This is a genomic window from Methanolobus sp. ZRKC4, from assembly GCF_045291305.1.
Taxonomy (GTDB): Archaea; Halobacteriota; Methanosarcinia; order Methanosarcinales; family Methanosarcinaceae; genus Methanolobus.
In genome coordinates this window covers 710,053-730,650 of the sequence record NZ_CP146983.1, presented here as the reverse complement: position 1 = coordinate 730,650, position 20,598 = coordinate 710,053, and the positions used below count along the sequence as shown (strand labels likewise).

Sequence of the window (20,598 nt, the reverse complement as noted above, 5' to 3'; positions counted from 1 at the left end):
CTATGAAAGGGCGAGAGATCTACTCGGATCTGCGTTGTGTACCACCTGTTATCGTGCGCGTTGACGGCCGCAATTTCAGGAATGCGCTGTCACGCATGGAATTTGAGAAGCCCTATGACATCAGGTTCGCATCTGCAATGGCGGATGCAATAGAACTCTTTTTTAAGAATAGTGGACTAAGCCCGGTGTTCGCATATGTTTTTTCCGATGAGATCAGCTTTTTTTTCCGGGAACTTGCCTTTGACGGAAGGATAGAAAAGATAGACTCTGTTGTACCTTCCTTTATGAGTAGTGCATTGACAATGCTGCTGAAGCCTGATGAACCCCTTTCCTTTGATTCGCGGATAATACCCGTGCACAGACAGATTGTTGCTGATTACTTTATATGGAGACAGGCAGAAGCATGGCGCAACTGTATTAATTCTTACGCATATTATACGCTGCTCTCCGAGGGAATGAAAGAGGAAGATGCTGCTATGCACCTTAAAAGGAAAAAGTCCTCAGATATGCATGAGATCCTTTTTGAAAGAGGGATCAATATATCAAAAGTCCCTGCCTGGCAAAGGCGTGGAATAATGATACTCCGAAAAGAAATAGAAATTAAAGGTTTCAACCCTCACCTCAATGTGAGAACAACAAGTACCCGGACAAAAATTTTCAGCGACCGTGAGATCCCGTTGTTCAGCTCAGAAGAGGGAGAAGCATTTCTCAAAAATATCCTTGCGCCACAAGTAAGCGAATAATGCAAGAAAAAGCATTTAAAGGGATATGTGTTTATACAGAGCACGATTTACAAATGGTGAACTCATGGACAGACTTGAGCTTATAAAAAGGAACGTGCAGGAAATAGTAACAGAAGAGCAACTTAAAAACCTTCTGGAAACAAAAGAACATCCTAAAGCCTATGTAGGATACGAACCCAGCGGCAAGATCCATATGGGACATGTCCTGACAGTTAATAAACTCCTTGATCTCCAGAAAGCAGGATTCGAAATTACTGTATTGTTAGCAGATGTCCATGCATATCTCAACCAGAAAGGAACACTTGAACAGGTCCGTGAAACTGCAGACTATAACAAACGCTGCTTTATCGCCCTTGGGCTGGATGCCGAAAAGACTAACTTTGTTTACGGATCGGACTACCAGCTTAGCTCTGAATATATGCTTAACGTGCTCAAACTCACCCAACTTACATCCCTGAACCGGGCAAGGCGCAGTATGGACGAAGTGGGACGCCAGATGGAAGACCCAAAAGTCTCACAAATGGTCTATCCAATTATGCAGGCTGTGGATATTGCATTACTTGGAGTTGATGTTGCGGTCGGAGGAATAGACCAGAGAAAGATCCATATGCTTGCAAGAGAGGGACTGCCTTCACTTGGATTCAAGGCACCACTGTGCATTCACACACCAATCCTCTTAGGACTCGATGGAGACAAGATGTCTTCATCCAATGAGAACTTCATTTCCGTAGATGATTCAGAAGCAGAATTGAAGAAAAAGATGAAGAAAGCTTTTTGTCCGGCCGGAGAAACAGAGAACAACCCTGTGCTTGAATTGTTCAAGTATCATATCTGCCCTCGCTATGAAGAAGTGGTCTTTGAAAGGCCGGAAAAGTTCGGAGGAAACCTTAGCTGCAAAGGATATACAGAACTAGAGGCTGTATTTGCTTCCGGCGAACTGCATCCTATGGACCTGAAGAACGGTGCTACAAAATACATGAACATGATACTTGATGTTGTCAGAAGTGTGCTCTAGAACAAGACGGTATCTCCCTAAATAACAATTTATATATGAGGTCCGCAAGAATATATCATTAAAAACATGAAGGGGATTTGGATGAAGTACACGTTTCAGGACTCAACTGACTTACCATTACAAAGAGATTTTATTCAGGACCTGAATGAGTTCATAGAAATCGCAAAAAAAGTTATTCCTATGGAAAATTCTGCTATCGAGCTTAGCGAGGAAGAAACAGGAGAGATATCCTCCCTTGAAGCAAGGATAGAGGAAATTGAAAGCTTCAGCAAGGATATACAGCAATATGTAGACGACCGTGCAAAAGGTGCCCAAGACAAGGAAATACTTGAATGCCGTAATGCTATTATCGATGCCTGTATTGAAACCAGCAACCACGGACTTAAGGAGCTTACCCAAAAACTGGAGCTGATCAAGCGCCAGTCTGAAAGTGGAATCTACAAGATAGAAATGGATCTGCTGAACAACCTGAATCCTCTTTTTGAATCAGGTATCTATGGAGCAAATAAGACATATTATGTCTCCACAAAAGAAGGTACCCTAAAAGGAATACTAAAAGCATCCTTTTCCGGTGTGGAATACGCAAGTGACCTAACCTATGCCCATGAGACACTCAGTGTCAGAGAGGTTTACGGAGAATTATCCCTGCCAACATGGACAAAGGCCGGCATATTCTCAAAAGAGAACAAGGTCAAAATGATAGATGTCTCCGAGCATATCATCACATCCATGAATTATGACGGTAACAAGCATATTGATGTAAGCTTTGAGAACAAGAAAGGTGACCATAAATTCAAGGTCGTTTCTGACAATGACACATATCAGATATATCACGGGGAACTCGATATAACTTCTGATGAAACACTGCTCAGATCACTGCGAGTGGACAATGTTTCCGGCTTTGTTGAGGATGTCAGAAAGTATATGGAAATGTTCATAAAACACCAGAAACTCACACACATAATGCTTGATGGAAAGGATGCCGTACGCAATAATGAAGTGTTTGACTGCCTCAAGCTCATTGCGGAACAATATGGAGATATTGTCAGAGAGTCACTTGATAAAGGTTATGTAAAGAACGAGATAACCATCAAGATAGAAGCAACCGATGGTACCCGTACTGAAAAATACATCACCAAAGAAGAGGCTTTTGACCAGCTCGCTGAACTTGGAAGCGAAGGCCTTGAACTGGCAAGTATACTCGGTGTTGACTGAATGCAGTTAATACTGCAATCTTTTTTTTAGTTCACATTCACAGTTAACTAAATTCGAGGGATATTTTGGAACGCTCTGTTGCTGATATAAGAGAAAAGCTGGAGAAAAAGGAAGCTGTTGTCATGACAGCACAGGAAGTCTCCGAACTTGTGGACAAAGAAGAGAACGTTGGCATGATGGATGTCGATGTTGTCACAACTGCAACAAGGGCGATAATGAGCGGAACATATGCAGTTCTTTCATTTCCTGTAAATTCCCCCCTTAGTTTCAAGAGAGCCTCGAAGGTGCTTCTCAATGGAGTTCCGGCACATGTAGGACCCTGTCCCAACGAAAGTCTTGGAGTGCTTGACCTGATAGTATTTGGTACAGCTCACTCAACCCAGAAGCACAGTTACGGTGCAGGCCACCTGTTCAGAGAGATGGTTGAAGGAAAGGATATAGAAGTATCCGTAATCACAGACGAGAATGTATCCTTTAAAAGTGAGATCAAACTAAAAGATATGCCTTATGCAAAGCTATATTCTACCCGCCATTCCTTCAAGAATTATGCAGCTTTTGTAAATTGCTCAACAAACCCTGTCAATACGATCTTCCATGCCACGCAATTCAGTCCTGACATGAACGGTGCAACGCTTTCCGGATGCGGTGAGATCAACCCAATCCAGAACGACCCTAAGATGGAAACTATTGGCATAGGAACGCGCATGCTTATGAACGGAGCTGAAGGTTTCGTTATTGGAGAAGGAACACGCAGCAGCCCTGAAAAACCAAATCTTGCAGGAGTTGCAGACATGCATGATATGGATCCGGCACTCATGGGAGGGTTTAAGACATCTGCCGGACCGGAGTGTATCGCATCATGGGCCATAGCAATACCGGTTACAAGCCAGTCTGTGCTTGATGCTGTACTCAAAACAGACCATGACATTCCAATGGTCGTAAATGACGTTGATAAAAGAGTGATGATAGGCAGTAGCACATACGCCGATGCCTGGAAGAATACAGACCCTACAGTCAGCTTCAATTCTGATGCATGCCTCAATTGCGAAGTATGCAAACCTGTAAGAGATTGTCCAATGGAGGCAATATACCGTAAAGACGACAGAATGATACTTGAAAGGCATCTGTGCTTCAATTGCGGACTCTGCTCAACTCTCTGTCCGGGAGGAGTGTTCACCGCAAACTTAGGAACCCTTCACTTTGAAAAAGAAACTGAGCAGCTAAATATCCCAATCGTCCTAAGACAATCTGACCGTAAAAGATCAGAGGAACTTGCGGAGAAATTGAAAGATAGAGTAATAAATGGGAACTTCAAGCTCAACGAGATGGTTGAGAAGATTTATCCATAAACCTTTTCAGTATAGCTTCGGGAGCCATCCCAATCACCGGAGCATCAGTATTTCCCGGTTCTGCTTTTACTACAATTATCCCGTTATCCATGGATTTTAAGGTTTCTTTCAAACTCTCTGGAGTATCAACCACATATACCTTTTTATTTCCTGCACCCTTTGCAACCTCTGCAAGGTCTGTGTTCTTTAATGTGGCGGTAGGCTGGTTGCCAGTGGAACCATAAGCACCGTTATCCACGATAACCAGAAGGTAATTCTCAGGAGCCTGCCATGCTATAGTTGCAAGACTACCCATATTCATGAGTACAGAACCGTCCCCGTCAATGGCAATTATTTTCCTTTCCGGAAGAGATAATGCAAGTCCCAGACCTATTGAAGATGCAAGCCCCATGGAGCCCAGCATATAGAAATTGTTCACCATATCACATGCCTGATGTAGTTCCTTGCATGGGATACCAATGTTACCTATAAGCAATGCATCTGTTTCCTGTGCCTTTGCAGCAATCTCATTGATGGCATCTATGCGCTTCATTATTGCTTTCTCCAGAATGGTATGGGTAAAAGTACAGCAACGGGTTTTTTCTGCTCAGAAGCTGCGTTCCAGGCCTTTACAATGATATCTGCCGGGTCGACACCTTTCTGCGGAAGAAAATATGGAATCTCCATTGTGTCCAGCAACTTCGAAGTCAGCTGACCCATAGGAACCTGAGCTACAATAGGCTCACCTTCTACCCCCCGGTGACTAATAATCATAAGCAATGGGATACCATACAACTGATTCAGCGATGCAAGCGCATTGATAGAATTACCAAGACCGGAATTCTGCATCAGCATTGCAGGCCTTTTGCCTCCCATAAAAGCTCCTGCACACACACCCACGCCTTCTTCCTCACGGGTCACAGGTACATGGATTATATCGGGATCAGCATCAACCATTGGTATCAGCTCCTTTAAATTGACACAGGGAACACTTACAATAAAATCAATTCCTGCATCCTTTATGCCTTTGAATATGGATTCAGAAGGAGTCATGTCACCTGACAAAGTGGATATCATGTTATCACCATACCTTAAGGTCTATTGCCTCGATGCGAACGCTCCTGCCCTCAACACCTACGACCATACCCGAATGGACTTTCTGCATCATACAGTATTCAGGTACGAATTTCACAGTCTGGCCCACTTTTGGCAGTTTACCCTTTGAAATCTTGCCTTCGAAGGCAAGTATCATACAGAGGCCTACATCCTTGAATTCAAAATCCTCCTGTCCAAGCCTGTGGAGAGGACCTACCAGATGAATGGTATATATGCCAGGATCGATGTCTATTACCTTTGCAAAATGCGTTACTGGACAGGCCAGTGGCCTGTAGCGCAGGTAATCACCGACATTTATCTCAATTGAACCATCAAAGGGATGAATGAACTCCCTGCATGAACATTCATCTTTAAGAGGAGCAAGCATAAAATCCGCTTCAAGACCATCTATTATGCCCACTACCTTCTCATCTTCAGGAATATCTTCACCCAGAAGACGGAGTATCTTTTTCACATTGTCCTGGAAATTATCACGTGAAAGGAAAGGACACTTTTGCAGGTCTTCAGCATTTTTGATCTCTGCTACAAAATCCCTGCACTGGCGATGGCCACAACTACCACAATTGTAACCCGGAAGTAGTTTTTCGATCTCATCCATAATTATTCCCCTTTGTATTCCATAAAGCCGTCAAGATTTCTCAGCACACCCATATGATGCTTACGTGCAACCCTTGTCTCTCCTGTACAGAGAGAGCAGATTGCAAGGGGAGGGTTATAGCGCAGAATCATGTTATCATGAACATCGGGTCCTTCTGCAACCAGTTCGGCAAGTTCGAAAGCTCCTTTTCCGGTAAGCCCGTTTGCCTCAACTATGATGCAATCCGGATTCACATCGAGTATCCTCTCCCTGAAAACCTCGCGTTCCGCCTGTGAGACAAGATCTCCCTTTGTTGTAACAACTATATCTGCAGTAGTAAGCAGCGGACCTACCTTCAAAGGAGTGTTCGGTCCTGTTGTAACATCTATAACACATATTGCCAGGCATTCATCGGGGTATGGAGCACAGCGCAGGCACAGACCTGCAGTCTCATTGAGAACGATATCAGCTCCCTCTTCTTCAGCCCAGCCAAGCATTGTCTCGGTATTATAGATAGTAAAATGGTCGGGACACATGTCCTTTGCAAGCCCTACATGAACAGGAATTTCCAGTTTGCTGAAACGCTGGTCGTCGTCGGTCCAAAGACAGTCTACCTTAACAACAGCGGGATTTTTTCCACTTTTCATAAGGGCTTTAATGGTATGGAGTAACACTGATGTTTTACCGGAACCAGGAGTACCCGCAAGCACTACTAGTTTCATGCAAGTTCCTCCACAACCTCCCCCTTGCGAATGGTCTCCCTCAGGGACATGAGCCAGTTGTCCACCTCGGCGATCCTGCCACAGACGTCCTGTTCACCCATGCTTGTGGTAATGATATCGACCATTCCTCCATTACGAATGACGATCCTGCGGGATGCCATTAGTGCCAGCACTGGATCATGAGTAACTACTACAACGATCTTTCCCTCACCTGAAAGCAGCTGTAGAGCTTCCTGTTTCTTAATGCCCGCATTTTCGATCTCGTCTATGAGCACTACAGGAGAATCGCTAATTACTGCAATGTCCGCAGTCATAAGGGATCTTGACTGCCCACCACTTAGAACTGTCAGATAATGGTCTGCAGATATGGGTTCACCAGTCAGGGTATTTGCAAGCTCTATGACCCTGTCAACCAGCTCAGGTCCTTTCCCCCTGCTGCGTGCATGCATCTGCAGGAAATCCCTCACCGTCATATCAGCCAGGAAATGCATTTTCTGTGATAATTGTGCCACAAGTTTTCTGCGAGGATCCACACGGGTAAGTGCATCAGGACGATTCCCGTTTATCAAGATAGTTCTGGCCGTGGGAGTATCACCCTGTGCGAGCTGTTCTATATCATCTATCAGGGTACTCTTGCCCGAACCGGTTGGACCTACGATGCCCACTATCTCACCACGGGATATATCAACTGATCTTATGGGCTCGTCAACACCGTCCTTGTCAACACCGCCTAGTATAGTAAGAGTGATTATTTCAGTCATAATTATACACCAAATTTTTCTGCTACCGTTTTTATTACTTTATTCTCTGCTTCTTCATCTTTTGCCGATACCGCAAGGGAAACATGCAGTTGTTTTAATTCATGATCCTGCATTAATCTCTTCTGTCCGCCACCGGTAATATTCAGGACTATTTTGTCCTCAGTACATACATTACCCTTTTCAATTGCCTGCACAAGTGATGCAACTGCAACTGCTGCGGCGGGATTTATGTCTATTCCTTCTGTTTTTTCAAATAATGACTGTGAATTTGATGCCTCATCGTTGCTTACCCCGTACATCTCACCGCCGGTAGCATCAAGAGCATCCTTTACGCCCCCTTTAATGACATATGGGGGCTTCCTGTTGAAAAGTACATCATCATACATCCCATCAGGACACGCAGCATCAACTGCATCAGTATCATGCCAGAGAGAATAAAGCGGAGCGCATGGGAGACTTTGACCCAGATGAAGTTTTGGCAGAGTGTTTCCAAACCTGCCATCATCCACAAGTCTCATGGATGCTTCCCAGGCTGATATTCCACCAGTACCGCTTCCCACAGCCTGGAAATAGTGATCCGGAAGTGAATTCATCGTAAGGACTGCATCGAGCATAACAGTTGCCATACCATCACGTCTGGCGACGTTCTTTGCACCGCCTTCATTCACAAAACCTTCTCGGGAAGCAATCTTGCCTGCAAGAGAAATTGCATCGAAATAATCACCCTCTACAGTAACAAGGCAAACTGATGGATTATCATTATGAGTAGTCCATAACCTGTGAGCACTTTCCTTAGGAACAACCAGAAGTAATGGCTGTCCGGTGATTGTGCACACATGGGAAAAAGCCCTCGCTGTGTTGCCCGCCGAAGCTACAACCATGATCCTTTCTTCATTCAGCTCCTTCAGGCGCTGCATGGTAGGAAATGACTCCAGGTCCTTGAACGTACAGGTCATCATCCCGGCATCTTTCTCAGGCCAGTAACCATTGAAGGCTATCCAAAGGTCTTCAAGACCGATGGCCAAAGCAAGGTTCTCACTTTTGTAAGTGATCGTTCTTCCAGAACCATCTTCTATAATACCAGTGACAGGCAACCAGTTGTAGTATTTCCATATACCTGGCATATCTGTTGGAATCAACTGTTTTGATGCATAATAAGCACGAAGGAGAGACTCATCATCCTTTTTACAGTTTAGTGAATAAGAATCATGAACTTCGCCACATTGAAGGCATTTCACACTGTACTTGTCCATATAGCAAATGTGGCAAAAACCATTATAAAAGTTACCCTTTTAAGAGAATAACAATCCTAATTGGGATAAAATATATGCTATTAACATACAAAAAGGAAATAAAAAGAGATTTCTTAACAAAAATATTGGAAAACTCAGTCTTTGTTTTCCAGTATTTCATGATATATTTCTTTGCCTGCAAAATTCCCCATCATGTAAAAATTACGAACCTCAGGTCCAAGCCCGTCTATTATATGGTCAATAGAGTTAAAACTCTGAGACAATTTGTCAGCCTGGCCTTCAGTAATAGAATCGCCTTTTTCAGCTTCAAAATAATCCTTGAGGATTCCATCAATTACACCCTTGAAATGCCAGTCCTGTGGATTTGAGGGTGTTATAGCAATAGATGTTTTATACAATTTCAGTACATCCCCATGCCTTTCAAGACCTGTCAATGCTATGAGCTTACCTGAAAGTGATTCAAGGGATGTGGGACTGATTTCCAGCAGACCTTCATATATAGTAAGAGCCTTCTCAAATTCCGTCAACTTGTTCAAAAGCATGCCACGGTGATTTTTCACCTGAGCATCATCAGGGAATTTGATCTCAGCTTCATCAAGATAAGAAAGTGCTTCTTCATTTTCGTCCACCATCTCCAGAACCATAGAAGTCTGCACCAGCCGATCCTTTTCACCCTCTATCTGCATGATGAAAGCTTCTGCAAAACCAATACCACGTTCGGTTTGCTCCATCCCATGATAAGTAGCGACTATCTGGAGAAGGTGTTCCATACTGGGAGTCTCACGGAAAAGTTCCTTCAGACTGCCCATGTTGTTTGCCAGCATTTCTTTCATATCAGCTTCAGCATTTTCTTCCATGCTAAGTATATTGAGAGATTGGTTTTAAAACCTTACGAATCCTGGCCTTCAAGAATATTATAGAGATAGTTCTGCAGTATTGTGTGGTCCTCCAATATTAGGTCTGCCTCAGATAACTTCTCAGGAGATACATACGTTGGCACACCTACACAGTAAAGACCTGCCTTTTTTGCAGATTCAACGCCCATGGGTGCATTCTCTATTACAATGCACTCGTCCTTTGCAATACCAAGCATCTCAACAGCTTTAAGGTAAGGTTCAGGATACGGCTTTCCATAGTGTACATCCTCACCAGAGACCACAACATCAAAGACGCCCGGAAAGAACTGGTCCATGAAAGATTCAACTGTAGCCCGCTCAGAACCTGTGACAACCGCCAGCCTGAAATTATTCTTTAGGGCACTGAGACAATCTGCCATACCATCAAATGCTTTCACATCGGCAATGCTATTAAAAATCTCAATTTTCCTTTGAAGAACATTTTCATACATCTCCGGCTCAAAATCCCTGCCAGCTTTTTGGAAGAGCCACTGCAGACCAAGCCTGTGATTGGCACCTTCGATCTCATATATATCTGCAGGCGTGACATTGACACCAACCTCACTTGAAACCTGTATCCACGCCTGTGCATGGTACATCATGGAATCGACAAGTACACCGTCCATGTCAAAAATAAGGGAACGTAGCATGGGACGTAATTGCCCCCATACACGATAAATCTTATGTGATAAACAGAGTCACACTTCATGCAGTTGCACTGTTGTACCACCTATGAGGCAGTTCATAATCCAGTGTATCACTATAAGCAGATGGCAGGAAGAATTTAGTACCTCTGTCATCAAGGGAAGCTACAAAACCCGGATCAATTGCATCCAGCTCCTCTTTTGCTGCATCGGCAGTAACGGATTTACCGATACGATACAGTGCAAACTGTTTATTGTAAAGAGCAGATGTGGAATTTGGATCGATGGCCAGCACCTTATCATAGCATTCCACTGCAGCATCGGCATCCCCGAGGATATTATGAATGAAACCTTTGTTATACCAACCAGTAGTGCATGACGGATCAATTTCCAGTGCCTTCTCATAATAATAGATTGAACCTGTGTGACTGCTCCTCAGGTACGACAGCATACCCAGATGATACCAGGCAGATGCACTGTTCGGATCAGAACTTGCTGCCATTTCAAATGTTGACGAGGCACTTGCCAGGTTGCCCATAAGATAGTAAGTAAAACCTTTGCTGTTCAGAGCCCGGGGATTACCAGGTTCCAATTCAAGGATCCTGTCGTAAGTTTCAATTGCTCCCTCATATTTTCCAAGCTTTTCATAGACTGATGCCTGCCCAAACATTGCAATAGAATCTGCAGGAGTAACAGAAAGCATCCTTTCATAGAAACCCAATGCAATTTCGTACCTTCCAAGTTCTACTGCGGAGCTGCTTTGGAATTTAAGCACAGTGGCATTTGTCGGATCATATTTCAGAACATTGTTGAAAGCATCTATCGACCTGTCATAAGTTCCAAGCTGGTATGCAGCATAACCTGCCCTGTACCATACATCCGTGTTCTGGGTATCCTTTTGCAGTATGGTTTCATAAGACTGGAGAGACTCGTTATACATACCGAGATCATCGTAGGATGAAGCCTTAAAGTAAAGAGCATCATAATTTGCAGGCTCTTTCTCCAGTACCTTCTCAAAGGATTCAACTGCCAGTTGATTATCTCCGTTATTATAGTGTGAAAGACCCTTCTTGTACCAGGCCTGTAAATTACCGGGTTCAAGTAATACTGCATTTTCATAACAGACAAACGCATCAGCGTAATTGCCAATCTGGTCATAGGATGCCGCCATACTTGCCCATGCCTCTGCAGACTCCGGGTTAAGAAGTATGGCTTTTGTATAAGAATCAATTGCTTTGTCCGTCATCAGCATATTTTCAAAGGTAGAACCCCTTGAAACCCACACTTTGTCGTAACTGATGACATCTCCAAGTATTTCTGCGTTATCCAGACTGTTGGTATTGCCATTTGAAAACGAATCAGAAGTATACCAGATCAATACGTCCGAACTGAAAATATCTTCATCCATTACCCCAAAGAACGTGGAAGTCTTCGGATAGTGTGAAAATGAGCTGTTAATGTCCCCAAGTAGATCCTGATTCACACTCAACTGGAATCTGGCCACTGAATGAGTCGGATCCAATTGAAGCACCTGTTCATAAGATACCACAGCTTTTTCGTATCTGCGGAGTTCATGCAGAGCATTGCCTTTTCTGAGCCATGCATCAACAGAGTCAGGATGTAACTCAAGTACTTTGTCGTAAACTTCAACAGAATCATCATATTTACCGAGATTATCAAGATCAAGGCCCCTATTGTAAAGAGCTGCTGTGAAGTTTGGCTCCAGTTTTACAGCTCTGGAATATGCTTTTTGGGCCGCGTTGTATTCACCAAGTCGATCGTAGTCAAGGGCAAGGTCATAGTGAACCCTTGCACATGAATTGTCGATCTTCAAACCTTTTTCGTATGCATCAATGGCTTCATCGTATAGCTCAAGACTATCATACGCATTGGCTTTTTTATACCAGATAATTGGGAAATCAGGCTCAATATAGCCTGCATTATTAAGTGCCACGATGGCGCTTTCATAGTCAGCCATCTTATAGAAAGCAAGACCTTTGTTAAACCACAGCAAAGCAGAATCGGACTTGAATTCAGGAGTACTTCCGTAACAATCTAAAACTCCCACAGGAACACCGAATAGAGCAGCTCCCGAACCAAAAGACTCTACTGTTGTACTGTCGGGTCCAAGTTTCAATGCCTTATCATAAGCTTCTATGGCCTCTGAATACTTTCCCATGATATCAAGGACAGCACCTTTGTGAGTCCATACCTCAGCATTTTCAGGTTCATAAATGAGAAACTGGTCATAGGCTTTCAGGGCAGATTCAAAATTTCCAAGCTGCTCATAGGCTTTTCCCATTTTGTACCATGCATCAACTGCATATGGATCCACCGTGAGAAGTGCATCATATTGCTTCACTGCAATTTCAAGTTGCCCCATATTCTCAAGGTCCAGAGCCTTATTATAATGTGCATTGATATTGTCAGGTTCGAATTCTAAAGCCCGATCATAAGATGTTATAGCATTCTGAAAATCACCCAGGCCATCATAGGCAAGACCTTTTCCATACCAGTAAGCAGTATTGTCAGGCTCGATCCCAAGCGCTTCATTATAAACACTTATGGATTCATTGTATTTGCCAAGCTCATATAAACTGCCTGCACGCCTTGCAAGCTCGATTGAATGTGAATTTGCAAAATCCAGGATTTGATCATAATAGTAGAGGGATTCATTGTGCCTTCCAAGAGCCTCAAGTGCCAGTGCTTTTTGGTACCATATACTTGGAATTCTGAGGTCATAATCTACATAATTTATTTCTGATTTCAGGGGAACTTCCTCAAAGGAAAAAAGACCGACATCAAAAATAGTTTCGTAATCAGAAACACTTTCATTTGATAGCAATTGAAGGGATCTGTTATAATAGATAAGAGCCCCTTCATAGTCTTCCTGTCCTGACAGTGAAAGAGCTTTTTTGAAAAGAGCAACTGGGGAATCAGGGTAACTGGAAAGTATCCGGTCATACGCCTTTGATGCTTCGGTGTAATCCCCCATCAGAAAAAGTGTCGAACCCTTATTGTCTAGTGCCTGAATGTTATCAGGGTCTGCTTCAAGTGCTTTGTCATAATAGATAAGAGCTTCATCATATGTACCGTTCTTAGTCAGGGAAATTCCAATAGCGTTCAAGCCACTGGCTTCCGGTCCCAAGCTGTCAGCTAAAGGACATAAATAAAATACTGCCAGAAGGATCATTACATAAAGAGCAGGGTTTTTAAAGAGCATGACATTACCTGAGAGGAATAATAAAGTGCTAACACTTATGAGTATAATATAGCATTTTTAAGTATTTACATTTATCTAATTCAAAACGGATACTTATAAAACCTACTATATAGCTATTATGGAGAATTTAATTGCCAAGTCATAGGACATTGAAAGAAAACGGCCATTCGCAGCAGGATTTCAAGAACTCGACCTTTATTGCTTACGCAGTTCCTGTAAAGGATGAATGTGAAGCGAAGGACTTCATCAATCTAATCAAAAATAAACATAGTGATGCGAATCACAACGTTTCTGCATACCTCATAAATTCAGACAACGTGCTTGCGATGAAGTATGATGATGACGGGGAACCTGCCGGAAGTTCGGGAAAACCAGTATTCAAAGTTCTGGAGATGAAGGAGCTAAGCAATGTAGCTGTGGTCGTGAGCAGATATTTTGGCGGCGTTAAACTGGGTTTTGGAGGACTTGCCAGAGCATACAGGGAAACCGCAATCGAAGCCATAGAGAGTGCCGGAATTATAGAGGTCCATGAAACGACAAGCATACACATAGATTCATATTATTCGGACATTGACACTATCACCAAGCTGATGCCTGAATATGGAACAATTAAGAAAACTGATTACTCTGATGTTGTGCAGTTTACATTGGAGGTTTATTCAGAGTTCAAAGATGAATTTATAGAAAAGGTTATCGATGTAACTAAGAACAGGGTTACTATTAAATAAGATACTTCCACCTAAAAAGCAGAATCAATGTAATCATTCACTATTATTTTCCCGGCAGAAAATAAATAGAATGAGCTATCTTGTTAACTATCATTATCAAAGAACCGAGAGCAATATGTCCAAAAGAGCAAGAGATATGGCATTCAGGCACTTCAACAAAGGAGTAAGCCTCATTGAGAAAGGACTGCATGAAGATGCGCTTGAAACCCTTGAACAGGCTGAAAAGCAGGCAAAGGAAGCAGAATCACCTCAGATACTGGTAGCAGTATTGCAGACATACGCAGACCTGTTGTTTTCACATGATAAAAAAGAAGCAGCAGTTGAAAGATACATTGCAGCTTCTGATATCCTTGAAAAAAATCCGGAATATATGGCTCCTGAACAAAGAGCAAGTATGTTCAGCAATATGGGAAATGCCCTTGAAAATATGGAAAAAAAAGAAGAAGCAAGGGATAAATACGAGACATCTGCACAAATCTACAGAGAACTAATTGAGAAAGAGCCTTCAAACACATCACACATATCAAATGCAGTTTCAACACTCAACAATATGGGTGCACTCCTTGCGGAAATGAGAGAAAATGATGAAGCTTTAGAGAGATTTGAAGAAGCTTTCACGCTCTATGAGAAGACATCTGAGAACGAAAAAGAAGATGTTGAATATCAGCTCAAGAGAACCACAATACTTGGGAACCTGCTGAACATTCCTGTGGAAAGTACAAGCGGAATGGACGGAGAAAGATATGAGCAATTGCTGGAAATGTACCTTGAAGAAACACGTGAAAATAATGTTGAGTCTTCAAAAATGCTCACGGCTTTACAGAATTTTGCACGCATACTCGAAAACGAAGGAGAACATGATGCTGCATTTATGAAACTTCAGGAAACGCTGGAAATCGTTTCAAAGCAGTTTGACGAAGATCCAGATGATCCTGCTAACAGGAAGATGCTTACCAAGCTTCTTAGGGATATGAACAGGCTTCTGGAAAATGAAGAGCAATCGGATAAATTGCTGGAAAAATACGGATCGATCCTGGAAATGTCCAGAAAATTACTGGCATCCATGCCATCAAATACATCTTACCAGTTAAATGTAGCTTTTTCTCTTGACATTATTGGGAACCTGCTAAAAGAAACAGGCAGAGTTGAGGAAGCAATGCAAAGAATTGAAGAATCTGTTGACATTGCATTACAGGTCCTTAAAATTGAATTCGAGGATAATTCAAGCCTGCAGGCAGGAGTGTCTATTATAGAAGACATGCTTGCACTTATAGAACTGACAGATGACATTGATACTAAATTGGGTTTTTACGAAAAGCTGGAAACAAAGATTTTGACAGTGAGTCAGGAAAGTCTGGAGTTTGGACTGATCAATGCAGAAATTTGTTATGAAATTGCTAAGATATTTACCGAAAAGGGTGCTTACACAGAAGCTCTTGATAATTTCAAAAAAGCTCTCATGACGTTCGAAACTGTCACACATGCAACAGGGGATGATTCCAAAATGAATGAAGTTCTGGAAAACATAGCACAAACACAGTTAAGTCTTGGACAGATCGATGATGCTTTGAGCAGTTATATTCAGCTTATAAAGACGGGAAGCTCCGACAGAGGATATGCGGACAGAGTAGATGAGATACTACTTGAAAAGGAAAGGAAAGCGGACAACACAGGTAATGTAGAAGTCCTGAAAAAAGAGTATGACAACATACTGGATATCAGAACTGAATTACTTGGACTTGTATCCGATGAGCATGGAAAAAATGCAACCATGATCAAGGAACTACAGGGAAAGATAGCTGACATTATGGTTGCAATGGGACAAAACAGAGAAGCACTTCAGGTATATGAACAACTTCAGGAAATGGAAACCACAAACATATACCTGCCTAAAATACTCAAACTGCTTGAAAAGTTTAAAGTGTCAGCTGACACAAAGCAAGGGTCTGAGGAACTTGAAATGCTTGAATTCCTGCTTACAAAATATAACAAGCTGCTGGAAATGAATGGAAACGATGTTTCGATCCATGCCAACCGTGCATCTGTTATTGAGAACATCGCACATGTCCTTTCTGAAAAAGGAGAAACTGAAGAATCCGGGTACATGTGCAACTATGCCCTTGATGCATACAAAGTATTGGCTGAACTGGAACCGGAGAACATTTTCCCAATTGAAAGGGTTGCAGCCCTACATGCAAGAATAGCAGAGCTTGCAACAAGTCAGAATAACGTTGATGAGGCAAAAGCCAGATATGAGATGTCTCTTCAAACTTACAGGTCATTGATGGATGCGAATCCTTCAAACACAGCACATCAGCTTGATTATGCAGGAGTTTTAGATGGAATTGGTTCCTTTTTCCTTAGCATGGAAATGCATACTGATGCAAAGAAAAGTTACGAAACTGCCCTGAAGACCTATGCAGAAATTATGGAGATAGAACCTGATAACCCGGCATACCGCTCTAATGTGACCATTACACTGCAAAATCTTGGATATACCCTGGAACTAATGGGAAGAAAAGAAGATGCATTGTGGATGTATGAAACTGCCAGAAAGATAGATGAAGGTATTGAGTGAAGTGAAATGACAATAACCCGCATTCCATGAAAAACGGAATGCAAACCCTTCACAACTAATACTCCTCGCCTTTAACTCATACTCCACGCCAAATGAATTGACGGAGGAAATGTGAACGTACGCAAACATTTTGTGGGAGATACTGAGGGGGAAGTACCTTAACGTTCACATTCCTGTGTAATCCAATTCCGTTTTTGGCGGGTTTTAATAATGTCCATATCGTACCATTTGGGACATTCAGTCACATTCCATCTTAGTATGTGACAACAATACCAACTATCAAATCATAATATATAAATATATCTATACTATGGCATATAATGATTATCATAATGATGATGTCTGTTCGTTATGAAAAAAGATAACATCAGAAAACTAGAAATCATATCGTATCACCCTTTACAAAGATGGACATCAACAAAATAACTAATATAGGTCGCCCTCTGAACCTCAATTATTTAACAAACAAATTGATAGCCATTATTGCACTGCTCACTTTTGCTGCTATTGTACTTGCCAGTGCAATTCACGGAGATACGAACCATGTAAGCCTGATAACAGGAATAAGGACAGGTTTACTAATATTTCTTCTATGGGCGATCTCAAGGGAACTTGACCCGGACAACAATTGGAGTGCTTTTGTAACTGTATTTCTGGCACTTGCAGTTATCATATTTTCAGAAATACCACCCTTACTTTCATTTGTTTGGCTCGTCATACTCCTAAGAACAATTAATCATTCAACTGGCATGCCTGCGGGAATAATGGATTCTTTGTTAGTCGCTGTGGTTGGGATAATACTGGCATACCACACATCCTTCATTTACGGTATTCTGACAGCTGCGGGACTTATACTAGACAGCAGACTGAAAGATCCGGCAAAACATCATCTTGCGGCAGGAATTATATTACTGGTAACTTCAATTGTTATTCTAATTGAAAAAAATGCAGTGGTATTTACATATCCATTGGAAAATATGTTGATTTTTGTATTTGGAACTGCACTGTTCCTGCCTGTAATCATGGGACCGACTAAATTAGAAAGTGTCGGAGACAGAACTGGAAAAACTCTTGAAGCTGCAAGATTTAAATTGGCAAGGATAATGACAATCGTTCTCTTTTTTGCAATGGCCATCATGCCAGGTGAAATCAATGCTCAACTAGTTACATTCATGTTTTGTATATTTGCAGGAATTGGAATTTATCGCATAGTACTCAACACTTTGCCACATACATTCAAACACTAGTCCCAACTAACGGATGAAATTATTATAGTATCATGTTCAAGATTATTCTGTGAGTGGGAGGAACAATATTGGTATTTTATTCTTTACTGCCCTTATTCTAATATTTTCTTACACCAATTACCTCACAGACTATGCTGAAAACTATGAGGCTTTGCTTGCAAAACTTATACAGGCGTCATTAATAATTCTGCTTGCATACATCCTGAACACTACAGTGAAGAACTACACACATGACTTCTCGTTCATATGGGATGAGGTGACCATTATCCTGGCTCTTGGAAGTAACTGGGAAAAAGCAAAAAAGATAGCATTGGATCCACGAGTGAGCTCATAAAAGATTACGTTGAATATTCCAAAAAAGAACTTTCCAATATGGAAGAGAAATACCTGTTAACAACTTACGATGTTGACACAAAGGCCTTTATGCAGATCGAGGGTGACAGAATAGAAATGCACCTTAGATACGTAGTTGACCCTAAAAAACGAAGACATGTAAGTAACATTATCACACATAGTCTTCTTGATGTCTTTACCAATGAGACTGATATCTTCATCGGGAGCGTATCAAGTATTGAAGTTACAAAATGCCGAAAATGGAAATCAGGTCCTCTCAAGGTCCCTGACCACACCGCATATCCTATTGTAAGTCCCCATTATCCTTCAGGAATTGAAGCCATTTGCGAGCTTCGACCACACGTTCCCTGGAAAATATGTCATGAAACTCCTTTTCTTTCTCCTTTGTAGTTCCGTCTTCAATCCCCCTCAGGTCCATTATTGCCCGCAGTAGCCCGGCAGTCTCATCAAAAAGAGTCTTTGCCTCCTTGTGTGAGAGTTTCTTTGTAGCTAACTCCAGTTCATCCTCTTTTTCCTTTTCTCTGAGGTAAGAAATGTACATATCAATATGCTTTGTGTCTTCAGTTGATAGCGTATCCTTGTTTAAGAGATTCCAGACAAGATCATGCAACTTACACTTACGTCCTTTTATCTCGACTGAATAGGGTACTTCCTCGCCCACCCAGAAAAGCCGGACATGTAATGCTGCAAGAAGCTGTTTTCTTTCCCGCTCAGTGATCATATAATCCTTAGCTGATTCTCGCATCTGTGATAACTCCATGCAAATTAAGAACAATTATATCGGATTCAATATGAGAACATACCCTATATTAAAAAATCGAATGAAGTGAGATCAAGCATGCTTTAATAATGATTAACTTTGTTATTATTACAGAAGTTAAACAATAATACTGAAAAGTATGGATTGAAGCAGAGATGCAGTCAGGAGGCTTTGGCGGAGAAAATATTGACCACACCCGCTCTGTAAGCCAAAAAAAGAAGCATTCTTAAATGGTAACCATAATGGAAGAACAGGCTATCTACGAAGAAACAAGAAACGAGCGAAATTTATCCTGGCTTAAAGTATTCTCAGGCGGGTTACTCCTTTACGTATTCGGAGTGTTCGCACTTGCAGCAACCCGCAATACAAACATATTCCCCACGGTGGTCATGCTTGGCAACTTTCTTGTACCTATCACATATGTAGCCTTTTTCTACCAGAGAAGACACTTGAGCAAACTTGACATGCCAACAACGGCATGGGCATTCTTTTACGGCGGACTTCTGGGAGTTCTGGCTGCAGCTACACTGGAACCGATATTCCTGTCACAACATGAATTACTCTATTCTTTTGAGGTCGGACTGATAGAAGAGTTTGCCAAGATATTAGGCGTTCTTATAATTGCCAAACGCTGCCTCCATGATTCTGAAATGGATGGACTTATCCTTGGTGCTGCCTCTGGTATGGGCTTTGCAGCGCTTGAAAGCACCGGTTACGCCTTCACGGCCTTTCTGGCAAGCGGCGGCAGCCTCTCCCAGACAGTTCTTATAACCCTGATAAGAGGAGTTATCGCACCCATAGGACACGGTACATGGACAGCTATCCTTGTTAGTGTGATGTTCAGGGAAAGCGGACCACGAATGTTCCACATCAATTACAAAGTCATCGGTGCATATCTGACAGTAGCGGCACTCCATGGACTATGGAACGGCCTGCCTGAAGTGTTAGCCATATTCCCGCAGTCAGTGGTAAATGTATTCATGGGTCAGGTAATTGTGGCAGTTATTGGTTTTTTCCTTCTATGGAGAAGATACAACGAAGCAAAGAAACTTCAGTTAGATAGACTGAGACAGGGAATACCTGAAGCTTCATGCTGGAAATAATTGAAATTATTTATGGGCTACAAATATAGCCCAGCCACATTTATTGAAATCAGCATTGAAAAAACAGATTACAAATCGCAATTCCTGCATGCTCAGGTTTTACTTTGGAACGGCGATAATCTTGCTATTGCACACTTCCAGAAAAAGGAATGATGTTCTAAAAAGAAACACCTCTACATCCACCATTATATAAAGGCATTTCTTTCCGAAACATTCCTTTTATGAGCCACTCTCCAACCCTTAATAATATTTACGATTAGTCAGTATTTAAATTAAACCTTGATTAAATTTTAAAGGCATGAAATTATTTAATGACATACTAATATTGAAAGCAT

General features: G+C 42.0%; 19 protein-coding genes. 9 read left to right on the top strand and 10 right to left on the bottom strand.

The genetic code is table 11. From position 1 onward, the window contains the following. Positions 1-2 precede the first annotated feature (2 nt). The 4 genes from V7O67_RS03800 (at position 3) to V7O67_RS03785 (ending at position 4,322) form a co-directional block, all read left to right on the top strand. Complete coding sequence (locus tag V7O67_RS03800) at positions 3-743, top strand: tRNA(His) guanylyltransferase Thg1 family protein (protein WP_406670927.1); 741 nt, start codon at positions 3-5, stop codon at positions 741-743. Between the two features lie 64 nt (positions 744-807). After that, entirely contained in the window at positions 808-1,758 is a 951-nt protein-coding gene (locus V7O67_RS03795) for a tyrosine--tRNA ligase (RefSeq protein ID WP_406670925.1), read from the top strand. An 81-nt stretch (positions 1,759-1,839) separates the two neighbouring features. After that, on the top strand, positions 1,840-2,973 hold the full coding sequence (locus tag V7O67_RS03790; protein ID WP_406670923.1) for a hypothetical protein: 1,134 nt from the start codon (positions 1,840-1,842) through the stop codon (positions 2,971-2,973). Between the two features lie 65 nt (positions 2,974-3,038). Then, positions 3,039-4,322 carry a methanogenesis marker 16 metalloprotein gene (locus V7O67_RS03785; RefSeq protein WP_342306139.1) on the top strand — a complete coding sequence of 428 codons (1,284 nt, stop codon included), beginning with the start codon at positions 3,039-3,041 and terminating at the stop codon, positions 4,320-4,322. On the opposite strand, the gene comE is transcribed toward V7O67_RS03785, so the two are convergent. The 9 genes from comE to V7O67_RS03740 all read right to left on the bottom strand — a co-directional run bounded on the left by comE (position 4,291) and on the right by V7O67_RS03740 (position 13,493). Continuing rightward, on the bottom strand, positions 4,291-4,854 hold the full coding sequence (gene comE / locus V7O67_RS03780; RefSeq protein ID WP_406670921.1) for a sulfopyruvate decarboxylase subunit beta: 564 nt from the start codon (positions 4,852-4,854) through the stop codon (positions 4,291-4,293). The two genes, V7O67_RS03785 and comE, sit on opposite strands and share 32 nt — an antisense overlap. After that, a complete protein-coding gene (gene comD / locus V7O67_RS03775) occupies positions 4,854-5,378 on the bottom strand; it encodes a sulfopyruvate decarboxylase subunit alpha (protein ID WP_406670919.1) in 525 nt (174 codons plus the stop codon). Before comD ends, comE begins: the two co-directional genes overlap by 1 nt. A gap of 4 nt (positions 5,379-5,382) precedes the next feature. Then, positions 5,383-6,015, bottom strand: coding sequence for a (Fe-S)-binding protein (locus tag V7O67_RS03770; RefSeq protein WP_406670917.1), 633 nt, complete (start codon positions 6,013-6,015; stop codon positions 5,383-5,385). 2 nt (positions 6,016-6,017) lie between these two features. Then, complete coding sequence (locus tag V7O67_RS03765; protein WP_406670915.1) at positions 6,018-6,716, bottom strand: GTP-binding protein; 699 nt, start codon at positions 6,714-6,716, stop codon at positions 6,018-6,020. Next, entirely contained in the window at positions 6,713-7,477 is a 765-nt protein-coding gene (locus V7O67_RS03760) for an ATP-binding cassette domain-containing protein (protein WP_406670913.1), read from the bottom strand. The genes V7O67_RS03765 and V7O67_RS03760 overlap by 4 nt, the downstream gene beginning before the upstream one ends. 2 nt (positions 7,478-7,479) lie before the next feature. Further along, positions 7,480-8,730, bottom strand: a complete 1,251-nt coding sequence (locus tag V7O67_RS03755) for a cysteate synthase (RefSeq protein ID WP_406670912.1) — start codon at positions 8,728-8,730, stop codon at positions 7,480-7,482. Between the two features lie 134 nt (positions 8,731-8,864). Continuing rightward, entirely contained in the window at positions 8,865-9,587 is a 723-nt protein-coding gene (locus V7O67_RS03750) for a tetratricopeptide repeat protein (RefSeq protein WP_406670911.1), read from the bottom strand. Positions 9,588-9,619: 32 nt separating this feature from the next. Beyond that, positions 9,620-10,276 carry an HAD family phosphatase gene (locus tag V7O67_RS03745; protein WP_342306147.1) on the bottom strand — a complete coding sequence of 219 codons (657 nt, stop codon included), beginning with the start codon at positions 10,274-10,276 and terminating at the stop codon, positions 9,620-9,622. 55 nt (positions 10,277-10,331) lie between these two features. Beyond that, positions 10,332-13,493 (bottom strand): tetratricopeptide repeat protein, encoded by a 3,162-nt coding sequence (locus V7O67_RS03740; protein ID WP_342306148.1) that lies wholly within the window; start codon positions 13,491-13,493, stop codon positions 10,332-10,334. A gap of 131 nt (positions 13,494-13,624) precedes the next feature. Between V7O67_RS03740 and V7O67_RS03735 the strand changes: the two genes are divergently transcribed. The 4 genes from V7O67_RS03735 (at position 13,625) to V7O67_RS03720 (ending at position 18,380) form a co-directional block, all read left to right on the top strand. Further along, positions 13,625-14,221 (top strand): YigZ family protein, encoded by a 597-nt coding sequence (locus V7O67_RS03735; RefSeq protein WP_342306149.1) that lies wholly within the window; start codon positions 13,625-13,627, stop codon positions 14,219-14,221. A gap of 115 nt (positions 14,222-14,336) precedes the next feature. After that, complete coding sequence (locus V7O67_RS03730; RefSeq protein ID WP_342306150.1) at positions 14,337-16,799, top strand: tetratricopeptide repeat protein; 2,463 nt, start codon at positions 14,337-14,339, stop codon at positions 16,797-16,799. A 407-nt stretch (positions 16,800-17,206) separates the two neighbouring features. Beyond that, on the top strand, positions 17,207-18,046 hold the full coding sequence (locus V7O67_RS03725) for a hypothetical protein (protein WP_342306151.1): 840 nt from the start codon (positions 17,207-17,209) through the stop codon (positions 18,044-18,046). A 49-nt stretch (positions 18,047-18,095) separates the two neighbouring features. Beyond that, positions 18,096-18,380, top strand: coding sequence for a hypothetical protein (locus V7O67_RS03720; protein ID WP_342306152.1), 285 nt, complete (start codon positions 18,096-18,098; stop codon positions 18,378-18,380). 303 nt (positions 18,381-18,683) lie between these two features. Here the strand turns inward: V7O67_RS03720 and V7O67_RS03715 are convergent, their stop codons facing one another. Beyond that, a complete protein-coding gene (locus V7O67_RS03715) occupies positions 18,684-19,145 on the bottom strand; it encodes a DUF5788 family protein (protein ID WP_342306153.1) in 462 nt (153 codons plus the stop codon). Between the two features lie 245 nt (positions 19,146-19,390). Here V7O67_RS03715 and V7O67_RS03710 point away from each other — a divergent pair, with 245 nt between their 5' ends. After that, positions 19,391-20,263 carry a PrsW family intramembrane metalloprotease gene (locus V7O67_RS03710; protein WP_342306154.1) on the top strand — a complete coding sequence of 291 codons (873 nt, stop codon included), beginning with the start codon at positions 19,391-19,393 and terminating at the stop codon, positions 20,261-20,263. The last annotated feature ends 335 nt before the right edge of the window (positions 20,264-20,598 follow it).

Excerpts from the sequence above, each read along its gene's own strand:
- comD (WP_406670919.1), bottom strand. The coding sequence starts at position 5,378 with ATGATATCCACTTTGTCAGGTGACATGACTCCTTCTGAATCCATATTC.
- V7O67_RS03795 (WP_406670925.1), top strand. The coding sequence starts at position 808 with ATGGACAGACTTGAGCTTATAAAAAGGAACGTGCAGGAAATAGTAACA.
- V7O67_RS03715 (WP_342306153.1), bottom strand. The coding sequence starts at position 19,145 with ATGCGAGAATCAGCTAAGGATTATATGATCACTGAGCGGGAAAGAAAA.
- V7O67_RS03755 (WP_406670912.1), bottom strand. The coding sequence starts at position 8,730 with ATGGACAAGTACAGTGTGAAATGCCTTCAATGTGGCGAAGTTCATGAT.
- V7O67_RS03765 (WP_406670915.1), bottom strand. The coding sequence starts at position 6,716 with ATGAAACTAGTAGTGCTTGCGGGTACTCCTGGTTCCGGTAAAACATCA.
- V7O67_RS03800 (WP_406670927.1), top strand. The coding sequence starts at position 3 with ATGAAAGGGCGAGAGATCTACTCGGATCTGCGTTGTGTACCACCTGTT.
- V7O67_RS03750 (WP_406670911.1), bottom strand. The coding sequence starts at position 9,587 with ATGGAAGAAAATGCTGAAGCTGATATGAAAGAAATGCTGGCAAACAAC.
- V7O67_RS03745 (WP_342306147.1), bottom strand. The coding sequence starts at position 10,276 with ATGCTACGTTCCCTTATTTTTGACATGGACGGTGTACTTGTCGATTCC.
- comE (WP_406670921.1), bottom strand. The coding sequence starts at position 4,854 with ATGAAGCGCATAGATGCCATCAATGAGATTGCTGCAAAGGCACAGGAA.
- V7O67_RS03710 (WP_342306154.1), top strand. The coding sequence starts at position 19,391 with ATGGTAACCATAATGGAAGAACAGGCTATCTACGAAGAAACAAGAAAC.
- V7O67_RS03725 (WP_342306151.1), top strand. The coding sequence starts at position 17,207 with ATGGACATCAACAAAATAACTAATATAGGTCGCCCTCTGAACCTCAAT.
- V7O67_RS03730 (WP_342306150.1), top strand. The coding sequence starts at position 14,337 with ATGTCCAAAAGAGCAAGAGATATGGCATTCAGGCACTTCAACAAAGGA.
- V7O67_RS03760 (WP_406670913.1), bottom strand. The coding sequence starts at position 7,477 with ATGACTGAAATAATCACTCTTACTATACTAGGCGGTGTTGACAAGGAC.
- V7O67_RS03740 (WP_342306148.1), bottom strand. The coding sequence starts at position 13,493 with ATGCTCTTTAAAAACCCTGCTCTTTATGTAATGATCCTTCTGGCAGTA.
- V7O67_RS03790 (WP_406670923.1), top strand. The coding sequence starts at position 1,840 with ATGAAGTACACGTTTCAGGACTCAACTGACTTACCATTACAAAGAGAT.
- V7O67_RS03770 (WP_406670917.1), bottom strand. The coding sequence starts at position 6,015 with ATGGATGAGATCGAAAAACTACTTCCGGGTTACAATTGTGGTAGTTGT.